This is a genomic window from Enterobacter sp. HK-058-C-ECC, from assembly GCF_047531125.1.
Classification (GTDB): domain Bacteria; phylum Pseudomonadota; class Gammaproteobacteria; order Enterobacterales; family Enterobacteriaceae; genus Enterobacter; species Enterobacter quasiroggenkampii.
Genome location: NZ_JBLKCH010000002.1, coordinates 568,753 through 583,972, shown reverse-complemented (window position 1 = coordinate 583,972; position 15,220 = coordinate 568,753). Strand labels below are relative to the sequence as shown.

General features: G+C 57.0%; 17 protein-coding genes. 10 read left to right on the top strand and 7 right to left on the bottom strand.

The features are described 5' to 3' along the window. Positions 1-5: 5 nt before the first annotated feature. Positions 6-1,331 carry an aminodeoxychorismate synthase component 1 gene (gene pabB / locus ACMWJS_RS06845; protein ID WP_414746921.1) on the bottom strand — a complete coding sequence of 442 codons (1,326 nt, stop codon included), beginning with the start codon at positions 1,329-1,331 and terminating at the stop codon, positions 6-8. A gap of 61 nt (positions 1,332-1,392) precedes the next feature. Between pabB and ACMWJS_RS06840 the strand changes: the two genes are divergently transcribed. Next, a complete protein-coding gene (locus ACMWJS_RS06840; RefSeq protein WP_008500497.1) occupies positions 1,393-1,575 on the top strand; it encodes a YoaH family protein in 183 nt (60 codons plus the stop codon). 6 nt (positions 1,576-1,581) lie between these two features. Here the strand turns inward: ACMWJS_RS06840 and ACMWJS_RS06835 are convergent, their stop codons facing one another. Next, positions 1,582-1,926, bottom strand: coding sequence for a RidA family protein (locus ACMWJS_RS06835; RefSeq protein WP_008500498.1), 345 nt, complete (start codon positions 1,924-1,926; stop codon positions 1,582-1,584). Positions 1,927-2,059: 133 nt separating this feature from the next. Between ACMWJS_RS06835 and ACMWJS_RS06830 the strand changes: the two genes are divergently transcribed. The 5 genes from ACMWJS_RS06830 (at position 2,060) to rnd (ending at position 8,439) form a co-directional block, all read left to right on the top strand. Then, complete coding sequence (locus tag ACMWJS_RS06830) at positions 2,060-3,970, top strand: ATP-dependent DNA helicase (RefSeq protein ID WP_023325496.1); 1,911 nt, start codon at positions 2,060-2,062, stop codon at positions 3,968-3,970. Between the two features lie 66 nt (positions 3,971-4,036). Continuing rightward, a complete protein-coding gene (tsaB, locus tag ACMWJS_RS06825; protein WP_414746837.1) occupies positions 4,037-4,732 on the top strand; it encodes a tRNA (adenosine(37)-N6)-threonylcarbamoyltransferase complex dimerization subunit type 1 TsaB in 696 nt (231 codons plus the stop codon). Between the two features lie 37 nt (positions 4,733-4,769). After that, entirely contained in the window at positions 4,770-5,351 is a 582-nt protein-coding gene (locus ACMWJS_RS06820; protein WP_028018678.1) for a Slp family lipoprotein, read from the top strand. A 203-nt stretch (positions 5,352-5,554) separates the two neighbouring features. Next, complete coding sequence (gene fadD / locus ACMWJS_RS06815) at positions 5,555-7,240, top strand: long-chain-fatty-acid--CoA ligase FadD (RefSeq protein WP_074180385.1); 1,686 nt, start codon at positions 5,555-5,557, stop codon at positions 7,238-7,240. Positions 7,241-7,311: 71 nt separating this feature from the next. Beyond that, positions 7,312-8,439 carry a ribonuclease D gene (gene rnd / locus ACMWJS_RS06810; RefSeq protein ID WP_248221750.1) on the top strand — a complete coding sequence of 376 codons (1,128 nt, stop codon included), beginning with the start codon at positions 7,312-7,314 and terminating at the stop codon, positions 8,437-8,439. A gap of 73 nt (positions 8,440-8,512) precedes the next feature. On the opposite strand, the gene minE is transcribed toward rnd, so the two are convergent. Genes minE through minC form a run of 3 tightly spaced genes read right to left on the bottom strand, consistent with a single transcriptional unit; the run spans position 8,513 to position 10,329 of the window. Further along, positions 8,513-8,782 (bottom strand): cell division topological specificity factor MinE, encoded by a 270-nt coding sequence (gene minE / locus ACMWJS_RS06805; protein ID WP_008500504.1) that lies wholly within the window; start codon positions 8,780-8,782, stop codon positions 8,513-8,515. A 3-nt stretch (positions 8,783-8,785) separates the two neighbouring features. Then, positions 8,786-9,598 carry a septum site-determining protein MinD gene (gene minD, locus ACMWJS_RS06800; protein ID WP_008500505.1) on the bottom strand — a complete coding sequence of 271 codons (813 nt, stop codon included), beginning with the start codon at positions 9,596-9,598 and terminating at the stop codon, positions 8,786-8,788. A 23-nt stretch (positions 9,599-9,621) separates the two neighbouring features. Beyond that, positions 9,622-10,329 carry a septum site-determining protein MinC gene (minC, locus tag ACMWJS_RS06795; protein WP_045908243.1) on the bottom strand — a complete coding sequence of 236 codons (708 nt, stop codon included), beginning with the start codon at positions 10,327-10,329 and terminating at the stop codon, positions 9,622-9,624. A gap of 123 nt (positions 10,330-10,452) precedes the next feature. Here minC and ACMWJS_RS06790 point away from each other — a divergent pair, with 123 nt between their 5' ends. The 3 genes from ACMWJS_RS06790 to ACMWJS_RS06780 all read left to right on the top strand — a co-directional run bounded on the left by ACMWJS_RS06790 (position 10,453) and on the right by ACMWJS_RS06780 (position 11,969). Then, positions 10,453-10,728, top strand: coding sequence for a YcgL domain-containing protein (locus tag ACMWJS_RS06790; RefSeq protein ID WP_008500507.1), 276 nt, complete (start codon positions 10,453-10,455; stop codon positions 10,726-10,728). A gap of 47 nt (positions 10,729-10,775) precedes the next feature. Then, a complete protein-coding gene (locus tag ACMWJS_RS06785) occupies positions 10,776-11,435 on the top strand; it encodes a fumarylacetoacetate hydrolase family protein (RefSeq protein WP_414746836.1) in 660 nt (219 codons plus the stop codon). A gap of 93 nt (positions 11,436-11,528) precedes the next feature. Next, on the top strand, positions 11,529-11,969 hold the full coding sequence (locus ACMWJS_RS06780) for a YcgN family cysteine cluster protein (protein WP_045908282.1): 441 nt from the start codon (positions 11,529-11,531) through the stop codon (positions 11,967-11,969). A 104-nt stretch (positions 11,970-12,073) separates the two neighbouring features. Here the strand turns inward: ACMWJS_RS06780 and dsbB are convergent, their stop codons facing one another. Both dsbB and nhaB read right to left on the bottom strand, forming a co-directional pair. Continuing rightward, positions 12,074-12,604 carry a disulfide bond formation protein DsbB gene (dsbB, locus tag ACMWJS_RS06775; protein WP_045908244.1) on the bottom strand — a complete coding sequence of 177 codons (531 nt, stop codon included), beginning with the start codon at positions 12,602-12,604 and terminating at the stop codon, positions 12,074-12,076. 143 nt (positions 12,605-12,747) lie between these two features. Further along, on the bottom strand, positions 12,748-14,286 hold the full coding sequence (gene nhaB, locus ACMWJS_RS06770) for a Na(+)/H(+) antiporter NhaB (protein ID WP_229226059.1): 1,539 nt from the start codon (positions 14,284-14,286) through the stop codon (positions 12,748-12,750). 201 nt (positions 14,287-14,487) lie between these two features. Between nhaB and fadR the strand changes: the two genes are divergently transcribed. Continuing rightward, positions 14,488-15,207, top strand: coding sequence for a fatty acid metabolism transcriptional regulator FadR (gene fadR / locus ACMWJS_RS06765; protein WP_008500512.1), 720 nt, complete (start codon positions 14,488-14,490; stop codon positions 15,205-15,207). Positions 15,208-15,220: the final 13 nt, after the last annotated feature.

Here is a 15,220-nt window from a genome sequence, read left to right as displayed (position 1 = left end):
CGTGTTTACTCCAGTTGTTTCAGGATACGGTTAACTTTATCAAAGGTTTCCTGATATTCCGCATCGACCTGGCTGTCGGCAACAATGCCGCCCCCGGCCGAACAGTAAAGGTTTCCGTTACAGGCGGTCAGCGTACGGATGGTAATGCTGGTATCCAGCGTGCCGCACAGGCTGATATAGCCGATGCTACCGCACCAGGCATTACGGCGGTGGGGCTCCAGCTCATCAATGATCTCCATTGCCCGCACCTTCGGCGCGCCGGTGATGGAGCCGCCCGGGAACGCGGCGCGCAGCAGGTCGCAGGCCGTGCGCGAGTCAGGCAGCCGCGCGGTAATGGTGCTGACCAGATGATGCACCGCCGGGAAAGGCTCAACGACAAACAGTTCCGGCACGCGGACGCTGCCCGGCACGGCCACCCGGCCAATGTCGTTACGCATCAGATCGACAATCATCAGGTTTTCGGCGCGGTCTTTTGGCGAGGCGGCCAGTTTTTCCGCCTGCTGGCGATCGGCATCAGGATCGGCAAGGCGTGGAAGCGTGCCCTTAATCGGGCGGGTTTGAATCGTGCCCTCGGCCAGATGAATAAAGCGCTCGGGCGACAGGCTGAGGATCGCCCCCTGTTCCAGACGCACAAAGGCGCTGAACGGCGCCTTATTGCTGGCATTAAGACGGGTAAACGCCTGCCACTCATCTCCCCGATAGGTCGCCTCGAAGCGCTGGGCGAGGTTAACCTGATAGCAGTCGCCGCTTTGCAGATACGCCTGAACGCGCGAGAATTTTTCGCCATACTCCGCGGCGCTCATGTTGGATCGCCAGCCGGAGGTCAGCGTGAACGTCTCTGCGGGTGCAGCCTGTTGCGCCTCAAGCCAGGCCAGACGCGCCTGCACGTCACGATGGCTCAGCAGGGAAACCGTTTTTTTCTGGTGATCGACAATTAACGCCCAGTCATACAGCCCCACGGCCATGTCGGGCAGGGGGATATCAGCCTGCGCATGCTCGGGCAGCGTTTCGAAACGGCGACCCAAATCGTAGCCAAACAGGCCCAGCGCGCCCCCCTGAAAAGGAAGGTCCGGGTTGGGGGTGGCAGATAAGCCCAGCGCGTTAATGTCGTGCTGAAGCTGCGCCAGCGGATCGTCCGTCAGCGACAGGTCATCGGTTGTCAGCGTCTTCAGCGGATTGGCGACCAGAATATCAAAGCGGCTATAGGGATGGTCCGCATGGCCGGAGTGCAGCAGCATCGCAAACGGAAGATGGCTCAGGCGGGCAAACCAGTATTCAGCGGCGTCTGTCCGCCAGGGCAGGGTAATAACAGTGGGGAAGCGCATGTTCATGTGTGGCATACTACCGGGCAGCGTGAAATAATTAGCGCGAATAATTTAGCAGGAGTTGACGATGTTTGCAGGTTTACCTTCTCTGAGCCATGAACAGCAGCAGAAAGCGGTTGAGCGAATTCAGGAACTGATGTCCCAGGGGATGAGCAGCGGACAGGCGATTTCCCAGGTGGCGGAAGAACTGCGCGCCACGCATACCGGCGAGCGGATCGTGGCGCGTTTCGAGGATGAAGATGAAGAGTGATCGGGCTTAAACCGCCGCGATAATCTTAATCTCTACCTTGTATTCCGGCTTCATCAGCGTGGCCTGTACGGTGCAACGTACAGGCGCGTGACCCGCCACCACCCACGCGTCCCAGGCTTTGTTCATTGCCGCGAAGTCATCTTTGTTTGCCAGGAAAATCGTCGCATCCAGAATGCGGGATTTGTCGCTGCCCTGTTTTTCCAGCACCGCGTCAATCTGCGCCAGGGTATTGGCCGTCTGCTCGAACGCATCCGCGTCCAGGTTAGCCGGGACGCCGGTGTAGTAGAGCGTCTGGTTATGGATCACCACATCAGACCAGCGGGCTTCGGCATCAATGCGCACAATTGTCATAAACGTTTCCTCGTTATTTTTCGTCGTCAGGCGGCAAGACTGCCATATTGTTCATCCGTCGTCACTATTTGGGGTGGCACATGAGAGGATGGGCTGACATAATCCCTGTGCAAAAATACAGTGAGAGAGCACCGTGGCAGACGATTTTTCCCCTGAAGGTCAATTAGCGCAGGCTATCCCCGGCTTCAAACCCCGTGAGCCTCAGCGACAGATGGCGCACGCCGTTGCACGCGCCATCGATAAGGCTCAGCCGCTGGTGGTCGAAGCCGGTACCGGCACGGGTAAAACCTATGCTTACCTTGCGCCGGCGCTGCGGGCGAAAAAGAAGGTGATTATTTCCACCGGTTCGAAGGCGCTGCAGGATCAGCTATACAGCCGCGATTTGCCCACCGTGGCAAAAGCACTGAAATATAAAGGCCGTCTGGCCCTGCTGAAGGGGCGCTCCAACTATCTCTGTCTGGAACGCCTTGAGCAGCAGGCGCTGGCGGGCGGCGACCTGCCGGTGCAAACCCTGAGCGACGTCATTATCCTTCGCGCCTGGGCGAACCAGACCGAAGAGGGCGATATCAGCACCTGCGCGAGCGTGCCGGAAGACTCTCCTGCCTGGCCGCTGGTGACCAGCACCAACGACAACTGCCTCGGTAGCGACTGCCCGCTGTATAAAGACTGCTTCGTGGTGAAAGCGCGCAAAACGGCGATGGATGCGGATGTGGTGGTGGTGAACCACCATCTGTTCCTTGCGGATATGGTCGTCAAGGATAGCGGTTTCGGCGAGCTGATCCCGGAAGCGGACGTCATGATCTTCGACGAAGCCCACCAGCTGCCGGACATCGCCAGCCAGTACTTTGGTCAGTCGCTCTCCAGCCGTCAACTGCAGGATCTGGCGAAAGATTTCACCATTGCTTACCGGACCGAACTCAAAGATACCCAGCAGTTGCAGAAGTGCGCCGACCGTCTGGCGCAGAGCGCGCAGGATTTCCGTTTACAGCTCGGCGAGCCGGGCTATCGCGGTAACCTGCGCGAGCTGCTGGCGGATAAAAACATCCAGCGTGCGCTGCTGCTGCTCGATGATGCGCTTGAGCTCTGCTACGACGTGGCAAAACTGTCACTCGGCCGCTCCGCGCTGCTGGATGCGGCCTTCGAGCGCGCCACGCTCTATCGCGGGCGGCTCAAACGGCTGAAAGAGATTAACCAGCCGGGTTACAGCTACTGGTACGAGTGCACTTCGCGCCACTTTACCCTGGCGCTGACGCCGCTGACGGTGGCGGATAAATTTAAAGAGGTGATGGCGCAGAAGCCGGGCAGCTGGATCTTTACGTCGGCAACCCTGTCGGTGAATGACGATCTGCACCACTTCACCGAGCGCCTCGGCATTGAGCAGGCGGAATCGCTGCTTCTGCCCAGCCCGTTCGATTACGAAAAGCAGGCGCTGCTCTGCGTGCCGCGCAATTTGCCGCTTCCCAACCAGCCGGGTGCGGCCCGGCTGCTGGCGGCGATGCTGAAGCCAATGATCGAGGCCAATAACGGCCGCTGCTTTATGCTCTGCACCTCCCACGCCATGATGCGCGACCTCGCCGAGCAGTTCCGCGCTACGATGACGCTACCGGTGCTGCTGCAGGGTGAAACCAGCAAAGGCCAGCTGCTGCAGCAGTTCGTCAGCGCCGGTAATGCCCTGCTGGTCGCAACCAGCAGCTTCTGGGAAGGGGTGGACGTGCGCGGCGACACGCTTTCGCTGGTGATCATTGATAAGCTGCCGTTTACCTCCCCGGACGATCCGCTGCTGAAGGCGCGTATGGAAGACTGTCGCCTGCGCGGCGGCGATCCGTTTGACGAGGTTCAGCTGCCGGATGCGGTCATTACGCTTAAGCAAGGGGTAGGGCGCTTAATCCGTGACGTCACCGATCGCGGCGTGCTGGTCATCTGCGATAACCGGCTGGTGATGCGTCCTTACGGGGCAACCTTCCTTGCAAGCCTGCCGCCTGCGCCGCGGACGCGGGACATAAAACGCGCGGTGCGTTTCCTGGCAAACCCAACGGCGGAGTAATTTACCCCGGAGTATGCTAAGATGCGCGCCATTTTGTGACTGACCCTTGCGAGAGCGCGACGACCGATGCGAATTCTGGCTATTGATACCGCGACAGAGGCTTGCTCTGTTGCTCTGTTGAACGACGGTGCTGTTTCTGCCCATTTCGAAGAGTGCCCCCGGGAACACACCCAACGCATTCTGCCCCTGGTAAAAGCCATTTTAACCCAGGGCAATACCTCCTTAACCGACCTCGACGCGCTGGCCTTTGGCCGCGGCCCCGGCAGCTTTACGGGCGTACGTATCGGGATTGGCATCGCGCAGGGGCTGGCGCTGGGTGCCGAACTGCCGATGATCGGCGTCTCTACCCTCGCCACCATGGCGCAGGGCGCATGGCGCATGACCGGGGCAACGCGCGTCCTGGCAGCGATTGATGCCCGCATGGGCGAAGTCTACTGGGCCGAATACACCCGTGACGAGCAGGGCGTGTGGCACGGTGAAGAGACGGAGGGCGTGCTTAAGCCAGAAGCGGTGACAGAACGACTGAAGCAGCTGTCCGGCGAGTGGGCGACCGTCGGTACGGGCTGGCCAGCGTGGCCTGAGATGGCGAACGACACCGGGTTGACGCTGGTGGACGGCAACATGCTTCTGCCGGCTGCGGAAGATATGCTTCCGATTGCCAGCCAGTTGCTCGCAGCAGGCAAAACCGTGGCTGTTGAACAGGCGGAACCGGTTTATTTGCGAAACACCGTCGCGTGGAAGAAACTTCCGGGCCGCGAGTGAATCTCAGTAACAGGAACTGAGAAAAAGGAGTCGCATCATGGCGGTTCAGACTAAAGTAGTACGCCTTATTATGGCAGGCGCGGTTGCCATAGCACTGAGCGGATGCGTTTCCGTTCCTGATGCGATTAAGGGCAGCAGCCCGACGCCACAGCAGGATCTGGTTCGGGTGATGAATGCGCCTGAGCTGTACGTCGGCCAGGAAGCGCGCTTTGGCGGTAAGGTGATTGACGTACAAAACCAGCAGGGGAAAACCCGCCTGGAGATCGCCACCGTTCCGCTGGACAGCGGCGCGCGGCCTGTACTGGGCGAGGCCTCCCGGGGACGTATCTATGCGGACGTCAGCGGGTTCCTCGATCCGGTCGATTTTCGCGGACAACTGGTGACCGTCGTCGGGCCGATTACCGGCGCCGTGCAGGGCAAAATCGGCAACACGCCGTATAAATTTATGACCATGCAGGTCAACGGATACAAGCGCTGGCGGCTGGCCCAGCAGGTGATCATGCCGCCGCAGCCGATCGATCCGTGGATGTGGGGTCCGCATCCTTATCGCTACGGCTACCCGGGCTGGGGCTGGTATAACCCGGGACCTGCACAGGTACAGACGATCGTTACTGAGTAACTTACTGTTATTGCTAGAAAAGAGACAGCGGCTCAGCCGCTGTCTCTGTTTTTTTACGGATAAAACGAAAAAAAAGAGTGACGCGCTTCGCAACCTTAAATCTGAACAATTAATAAACTGGTACGCTGAGTTAATATAATGTTAACAAACTGTTTATTATCGGGGTTGTGATGACGACGAACACTCATTTCAGAGGTGATGCATTGAAGAAGGTTTGGCTTAACCGTTATCCCGCAGATGTTCCTGCTGAGATCAATCCTGACCGTTATCAATCCCTGGTGGAATTATTTGAACACTCGGTAAGGCGCTACGCGGACCAGCCCGCATTTGTGAATATGGGCGAGGTGATGACGTTCCGTAAGCTGGAGGAGCGCAGCCGGGCGTTTGCGGCGTATCTGCAGGAAGGGCTGGGGCTGCAAAAAGGGGATCGCGTCGCGCTGATGATGCCGAACCTGCTGCAATACCCGGTGGCGCTGTTCGGTATCCTGCGTGCCGGGATGATCGTCGTCAACGTCAACCCGCTGTATACCCCGCGCGAGCTGGAGCATCAGCTGAACGACAGCGGCGCGGTTGCGATTGTCATTGTGTCCAACTTTGCCCATACGCTGGAAAAAGTGGTCGACAAAACCCAGGTGAAACACGTCATCCTGACGCGCATGGGGGACCAGCTCTCTACCGCCAAAGGCACGCTGGTTAACTTTGTCGTCAAATACGTCAAACGTCTGGTGCCAAAATACCATCTGCCGGACGCTATCTCCTTCCGCCGCGCGCTGCATGCGGGCTATCGGATGCAGTACGTCAAGCCGGAAGTGGTCTCAGAAGATCTCGCCTTCCTGCAGTATACCGGTGGCACCACCGGCGTGGCGAAAGGCGCAATGCTGACTCACCGCAACATGCTGGCGAACCTTGAGCAGGTCAACGCAACCTACGGGCCGCTGCTGCATCCCGGCAAAGAGCTGGTCATCACGGCGCTGCCGCTGTACCACATTTTCGCACTGACCATGAACTGCCTGCTGTTTATTGAGCTGGGCGGTCAAAACGTGCTGATTACCAACCCGCGTGATATCCCGGGGCTGGTGAAAGAGCTGGCAAAATACCCGTTCACCGCCATGACCGGGGTAAATACCTTGTTTAACGCGCTGCTTAATAACAAAGAGTTCCAGCAGCTGGACTTCTCCACGCTGCACCTCTCTGCGGGCGGCGGTATGCCGGTTCAGCAGGCGGTGGCCGAGCGCTGGGTGAAGCTCACCGGTCAGTATCTGCTGGAGGGCTATGGCCTGACGGAATGCGCGCCGCTGGTCAGCGTTAACCCGCATGACATCGACTACCACAGCGGAAGCATTGGTCTGCCCGTTCCTTCCACTGAAGCGAAACTGGTCGATGATAACGATAATGAAGTTGCGCCGGGTGAGCCGGGTGAGCTGTGCGTCAAAGGTCCACAGGTGATGCTGGGCTACTGGCAGCGTCCCGACGCGACTGACGAAATCATCAAAGATGGCTGGCTGCATACCGGTGACATTGCAGTGATGGATGACGAGGGTTTCCTGCGCATTGTCGATCGCAAGAAAGATATGATCCTGGTCTCCGGCTTCAACGTCTATCCGAATGAGATCGAAGACGTAGTCATGCAGCACAGCGGCGTACTCGAAGTGGCAGCGGTCGGCGTGCCTTCCGGCAGCAGCGGTGAAGCGGTGAAGATATTTGTGGTCAAGAAAGATCCTTCTCTCACCGAGGAAGCGCTGGTAACGTTTTGTCGTCGTCAGCTGACGGGCTATAAAGTGCCGAAGCTGGTGGAATTCCGCGATGAGCTGCCGAAATCCAACGTCGGGAAGATATTACGACGAGAATTACGTGACGAAGCCCGTGCCAAAGTAGACAATAAGGCCTGAGCTACACGTTAATCGCCCAGACGCCGGTTAAGCCGGCGTTTTTTATGGGCGCAAACAAAAGAGAATCCGATTTGAATTACCAGATGATCACGACCAACGACGAGCTGGCTTCGCTGTGCGAAGTGACGCGCGACTTTCCTGCCATTGCCCTGGATACCGAGTTTGTCCGTACCCGGACGTACTATCCGCAGCTGGGGTTGATTCAGATGTACGACGGTAAAAACGTGTCGCTGATCGACCCTCTCGGCATTACCGACTGGACGCCGATGCGCGACCTGCTGCTCGATACCGCCGTCACGAAATACCTGCATGCAGGCAGTGAAGATCTGGAAGTCTTTCTGAATACCTTTGGCATCATGCCTCAGCCGCTGATTGATACGCAGATCCTCGCGGCGTTCAGCGGTCGCCCGCTCTCATGGGGCTTTGCCGCCATGGTGGAGGAGTATACGGGCCTGACCCTGGATAAAAGCGAATCCCGTACCGACTGGCTGGCGCGTCCGCTTACCGCCCGTCAGCTGGAGTATGCGGCGGCTGACGTGTTTTACCTGCTGCCGATCGCCGGACAGCTGATGAAAGAGGCGGAAGCCTCCGGATGGCTCCCGGCAGCGCTGGATGAGTGCCGTATGACCCAGCAGCGTCGTCAGGAAGTGGTGGATCCGAAAGACGCCTGGCGCGACATCAGCAACGCCTGGCAGCTGCGCACGCGTCAGCTGGCATGCCTGCAACTGCTGGCAGACTGGCGCTTGCGTAAAGCGCGCGAGCGCGATCTGGCCGTTAACTTTGTCGTCCGCGAAGAGCATCTCTGGGCGGTGGCGCGCTATATGCCGGGCAGCCTCGGCGAGCTGGACAGCATTGGGCTTTCGGGCAGTGAGATCCGTTTCCACGGCAAAACCCTGCTGGCGCTGGTCGCAAAAGCGCAGGAATTACCCGACGACGCGCTGCCGGAACCGCTGCTGAATCTGATGGATATGCCGGGCTATCGCAAAGCGTTTAAAGATATCAAAGCGCTGGTGCAGACGGTGGCAACGGAAAGCAAGCTGAGCGCGGAACTGCTTGCCTCACGCCGTCAGATTAACCAGCTGCTGAACTGGCACTGGAAGCTGAAGCCGCAGAATGGCGTACCGGAAATGATGGCGGGATGGCGCGGGGAATTGATGGCCGATCGCCTGAATACGTTGCTGGAAGGTTATCCGCGATAAAAAATATGCCGGGGGATAACCCGGCATATTCCCCCGGTGGCGCTGCGCTTACCGGGGCTACGAAATCACAAACCTACGGACGCGACTCTTCCGCTTCCGGGAGCGTCACGTTCAGCTCCAGAATCGAAATATCCCCGTCTTTTTGTTCCAGCTGCACCGTCACCATCTCCGGGTCAATCTGCACGTACTTACAGATCACTTCCAGGATGTCCTTACGCAGCTGCGGCAGGTAGTGAGGCTCGGCGTCGCTACGACGACGCTCCGCAACGATAATTTGCAGACGTTCTTTTGCGATGTTGGCGGTGTTCTTTTTCCGCGAGAGAAAAAAGTCCAGTAATGCCATAACTTATCCTCCGAACAGGCGTTTGAGGAAACCTTTCTTCTCTTCTTCAATGAAGCGGAAAGGACGTTCTTCTCCCAGCAGACGGTCAACGGTATCGGCGTAAGCTTTACCTGCATCTGCCATTGTATCCAGGATCACTGGCTCGCCCTGGTTAGAGGCGCGTAACACGGACTGATCTTCCGGGATAACGCCCACCAGCTTAATGCGCAGGATCTCCAGCACGTCTTCCATGCTCAGCATGTCACCTTTGTTCACGCGGCCCGGGTTATAGCGGGTGAGCAGCAGGTGTTCTTTAATCGGGTCTTCGCCATTTTCCGCACGACGGGATTTAGAGGCGAGGATCCCGAGAATACGGTCTGAGTCACGCACGGATGAAACTTCAGGGTTGGTGGTGATGATCGCTTCATCAGCGAAGTAAAGCGCCATCAGAGCACCGGTTTCGATACCGGCAGGGGAGTCACAGACGATGAAGTCGAACTCCATTTTTTTCAGCTCGTCGAGCACCTTTTCTACCCCTTCACGGGTCAGGGCGTCTTTGTCACGCGTCTGAGAGGCCGGGAGAATGTAGAGGTTCTCGGTGCGCTTGTCTTTAATCAGCGCCTGGTTCAGCGTGGCATCGCCCTGAATGACGTTCACGAAGTCATACACGACGCGACGCTCACATCCCATGATGAGGTCGAGGTTACGCAGGCCGATATCGAAGTCGATAACGACGGTTTTCTTTCCCTTCTGGGCCAAACCAGTAGCGATGGCCGCGCTGGAGGTGGTCTTGCCAACGCCTCCTTTACCCGAAGTAACAACAATAATGCGTGCCATAGAAATTCCTTGTTAAAAAGGGATCAATTCAACGGTTGAACGGTCAACGCGTCGTCTGCCAGAAGCAGGCGAGCCGCTTTGCCATAAAATTCGGCTGGGATCTTGTCGCTCAGCCAATATTCACCTGCGATGGACACCAGTTCCGCCGTCAGGTGAGTACAAAATATTTGCGCGTCCCGATCGCCACTTGCACCCGCGAGCGCACGTCCACGCATCATACCGTATACGTGAATATTGCCATCTGCAATCAGCTCAGCGCCAGCGCTGACGTGGCTTGTAACAATCAGATCACAGTTTGGTGCATAAATGCGCTGACCGGAACGAACCGGCACATCAATCATTCGCGTTTTTGTGATGGTTGTAACGTTTTGCGCCGCAGGAGGGGGCGTTTCGACGGCAACGGGGGCCGCACGGGGGGCTTTTTCTTTGCCTTCATTCAGAAGCGGCAGCCCCGCACGGTCGATTTCCGCTTTCAGTTCAGTATCTTTGCAGCCGCTGATGCCGACAATACGCAGTCCGGTAGAGGAGACGGCCTGCTGGAGAAGTTTCCAGTTAACCGGCGCCTCAAGACCGCTGACGTTGATCACAACAGGGGCGTGCTTCAGAAAGGCGGGAGCCTGGGCGATTTTGTCTTCTAACGCCTGACGAATAACCTCGGGTTTTGCATCATGCAAATGTACCACTGATAAGGTGAAGCTACTGCCTTTAAGCTCGATGGGCGTGTTTGACATCCTGGCCTTACTCAATTTGCTATTAACCGCAGCCACTCGCTGCGATATTCCGAAGAGTATCAGGCATGTTATAGTCAGGAGTATATTGAGGCAAGCAACCACCCATTAATTCAGAGTAAAAACATGTTTTGTGTGATCTACAGAAGTACAACCCGTGACCAGACCTATCTTTATGTCGAAAAGAAAGACGATTTTTCACGCGTGCCTGAAGAATTAATGAAGAGCTTTGGCCGACCGCAGATGGCGATGCTGCTGCCGCTTGATGGTCGCAAGAAACTGGTGAATGCCGATCTGGAGAAAGTGAAAACGGCATTAGCCGAGCAGGGCTATTATTTACAGCTTCCGCCGCCACCGGAGAATTTATTAAAACAGCATCTTGAGGCGAACGGAAAAAAATAGTCTCAACTGTTTTTGAGCACAACACATCAACCGTTTAGGGGTCGACCATGTATCAACATCATAACTGGCAAGGTGCATTACTGGATTATCCCGTCAGCAAAGTGGTTTGCGTAGGCAGCAACTATGCAAAACATATTCAGGAGATGGGCAGTGCGACGCCAGAAGAGCCGGTTCTGTTTATTAAGCCTGAAACGGCGCTTTGTGATATCCGACAGCCGCTGGCCCTGCCGCAGGGGCTCGGCTCGGTGCATCACGAGGTTGAACTCGCCGTACTGATTGGCGCGACGCTGCGTCAGGCTTCTGAAAAGCATGTTCAGAAAGCGATTGCCGGATACGGCGTGGCGCTGGATCTGACGCTACGCGACGTGCAGGGCAAAATGAAGAAAGCCGGACAGCCGTGGGAAAAAGCCAAAGGGTTTGATAATTCCTGCCCGATTTCGGCGTTTGTGCCGGTGAGCGAATTTACCGGCGATCCGCAGGACACCCCGCTCAGCCTGAAGGTTAACGGTGAAATCCGCCAGCAGGGCACCACGGCAGACATGATCCATAAGATTGTGCCGCTGATCGCCTACATGAGCCGCTTCTTTACCCTGAAGCCGGGTGATGTGATCCTGACCGGCACGCCGGAAGGCGTTGGTCCGCTCGTGAGCGGTGATGAACTGGAGGTCGGTTTTAACGGCCTGTCGCTGAAAACCCGCGTGCTGTAACTTCCTCTTGCCGCCTGAAAAGGGCGGCAAAACTTGCAACGACGTGCCAGACTCGTTATAAGGTGCGCTTTCTTTTGACGTGTGGACATCCTGATGAACGACATCCCTTTCTGGCAAAGCAAAACTCTCGACGACATGACTGATGCGGAATGGGAATCCTTATGCGACGGCTGCGGTCAGTGCTGCCTGCATAAGCTGATGGATGAAGACACGGACGAAATCTACTTCACCAACGTTGCCTGCAAGCAGCTCAACATTAAGACCTGCCAGTGCCGCAACTATGAGCGCCGCTTTGAGTTTGAGCCGGACTGCATCAAGTTAACCCGGGATAATCTGCCCACCTTCGAATGGCTGCCGCATACCTGCGCGTATCGCCTGCTGGCGGAAGGGAAAGATCTGCCGGCCTGGCATCCGCTGCTGACCGGTTCAAAAGCGGCGATGCATGGCGAGCGTATCTCCGTGCGCCACATTGCGGTGAAAGAGTCTGAGGTGCGTGACTGGGAAGACCACATCATGAACCACCCGACGCGCTGAGATTAAAAAACCCGCCTCGGCGGGTTTTTTATTATGTCGGATGGCGCTGCGCTTACCCGCCCACAAAACCGTAGGCCCGCGCAAGCGAAGCGCCGCCGGGCGAATTAGCGCCCAAATAGATCGCGTTTCTTCGGTTTGAACGGCTGAGCGATCAGCACCAGCAGCGCCACGACGAAGTAGGCGGCAAAAATGCCCACCAGCCACTGCGGCATCTCGAGGGTCAGGAATTCCCACTGGCGAACTGAGCAGTCACCGGATGCAACAAACACCTGCGGCAGCCATTTGTCCAGCGGCAGCCAGCTCGGGAAGCGGGCGGCAAAATCGCAGGTCATAAACGGTGACGGATGCAGCTGCATCATGGTGTGCTGCCAGGAGAGTTCAATGCCTTTCCAGGCGCTGTACAGCCAGATCGCGATAGCGGCGTAGCGAAGCGGCGATTTCGGCGCAATTGCGCCCACCAGGCCCGCACCCATAATGCCGAACAGGGCGCAGCGTTCGTAAATACAGAGTACGCAAGGTTTCAGTCCCATCACGTGCTGGAACCATAGCGCCACCATTTCCAGCGCAAAGGCGGTCAGGGCCATTAACAACCACGCTCCGCGACCGCGGGAGCACTGGTTTAAAAATCTCAACATAATCATTTCCCTGGAACATGCTTAGAAATCGCAGTGTAAACGAATTCGTTTTTCGCGCCACCTGTACCTGGCGAAATAAAACGTAATTGGATGTTTATCGTGCGAAAAGGCAAACGGGCAGCGAACTGCCCGAGTTGCAGTATTTACTGCGCCGCAAGTATACCCGCTTGTATCAACCATTGCGTACAGGGAATGAGGGTAATTTTGACGCAAAGCAATCCCACGATCGTGAGCACCAGCGTGTAGGGCAGCGCCATCCACACCATCCGGCCATAAGAAAGACGTATGAGGGGGGCGAGGGCGGAGGTCAGCAGGAACAGGAAGGCGGCCTGTCCGTTTGGCGTCGCCACCGACGGCAGGTTGGTACCGGTGTTGATCGCCACGGCCAGCAGCTCAAACTGTCCGGCGCTAATCACGCCTTGCTCCATGGCCGCTTTGGCCTCGTTGATGTAGACCGTCCCGACAAAGACGTTATCTGAGATCGACGAGAGCAGGCCATTAAACAGGTAAAACAGCGACAGTTGAGCATCCGGCGACGCCTTTAAGACAAAGGCAATAATCGGCGCGAACAGATGCTGGTCGATAATCACCGCCACGACCGCAAAGAAGACCGCCAGCAGGGCGGTAAACGGCAGGGCTTCGGTAAAGGCTTTGCCGATGGCATGCTCATCCGTTACGCCGGTAAAGGTGGTGGCGAGAATAATGACCGACAGGCCAATCAGCCCCACTTCAGCCAGATGGAGCGCCAGCGCGGCGATCAGCCAGACGCCGATGATCCCCTGTGCAATCAGGCGCAGCGTCTCCTGGCGCGTCCGCTGGCGTCGGCTCTGCAGATCAAATTTATGCAGCTCCTGGCGCACCGGCTCCGGAAGTTGTGCTCCGTACCCAAAGAGGCGAAACTTCTCCACCAGCAGACAGGTCGCCAGACCGCAGATCAGCACCGGCACGCTCACCGGCGCCATTCTCAGGAAGAAATCACCGAAGTGCCAGCCCGCCGCTTTGGCAATGATCAGGTTTTGCGGCTCGCCCACCATCGTCATCACGCCCCCCAGAGCGGTACCGACGCCGGCATGCATCATCAGGCTGCGCAGGAAGGCGCGAAACTGCTCCAGTACCTCACGGTTATGCGCATCGACGTGGCTGTCATCCTGCAAATCCTCGCCCGGACGAGAGGAGGCCACGCGGTGATAAATACCGTAAAACCCCACCGCTACGCTTATCACTACCGCGACCACCGTCAGCGCGTCCAGGAAGGCCGACAGGAAGGCAGCCGCAAGGCAAAACGCCAGCGAGAGGAACATTTTCGACGGAATGCTGAGCAGCAGACGCGTGAAGATAAACAGCAGCAGCTGTTTCATAAAGTAGATGCCCGCCACCATAAACATCAGCAGCAGAAGCACTTCAAGATTGGATGCCAGCTCGGCCTTGACGTGCTCAGCGCGGGTCATGCCGATGACGACGGCCTCAAACGCCAGCAGTCCGCCTGGCAGAAGGGGATAACATTTCAGCGCCATCGCCAGGGTGAAGATAAATTCCGCCACCAGCAGCCACCCGGCCATAAACGGGTTCACGCTAAAGAGGAGGGGGTTTACGACCAGGAACACCAGAAGTATAAGTTTGTACCAGTCAGGAGACTGGCCTAAAAAATTGCGCCACAGCGCGCGCCCAAATGAAATTTCCACGACAGACGTCCTTCCCCGTCAAGTAAGACAAAACATCAGTATACGCAAAAATCGCGGGCCGGAGGCGGATAACGCTGCAGTGTAAATTTCACAAAAATGAAACGGCGATCCCTCTTTTCTCTCTTTGCCGCGCTACCTGCCACTGCGTGCCTCTGGTATGATGAGTCCAATTTGCTAAAGCTGTGTAATGGAAATCTCACTATGGTCATTAAGGCGCAGAGCCCGGCGGGTTTCGCGGAAGAGTACATCATTGAAAGCATCTGGAATAATCGTTTCCCTGCGGGGTCCATCCTTCCGGCTGAACGCGAACTCTCTGAACTGATTGGCGTCACTCGCACCACGCTGCGTGAAGTGCTTCAGCGACTGGCGCGCGATGGCTGGTTGACGATCCAACACGGCAAGCCAACAAAAGTGAACAACTTCTGGGAAACCTCCGGGCTGAACATTCTTGAAACGCTGGCGCGTCTCGATCATGAAAGCGTGCCACAGCTCATTGATAATCTGCTCTCCGTTCGCACCAACATCGCGACGATCTTCATTCGTACGGCTTTCCGTCAGCATCCGGAAGATGCGCTTGCGGTACTGGCCAGTGCCAACGAAGTGGAAGATCACGCCGACGCGTTTGCCACCCTCGATTACAACGTCTTCCGTGGGCTGGCGTTTGCCTCCGGCAACCCGGTGTACGGTCTGATCCTCAACGGCATGAAAGGGCTCTACACCCGCATTGGCCGCCACTACTTTGCCAATCCAGAAGCCCGCAGCCTGGCGCTGGGCTTCTACCATAAGCTGAGCAAGCTGTGCTCTGAAGGCCTGCACGATCAGGTTTATGAGACGGTGCGCCGCTACGGTCACGATTCTGGTGAAATCTGGCACCGTATGCAGAAAACGCTGCCGGGTGATTTGGCGATTCAGAGCCGCTGAAATAAAAAACCTC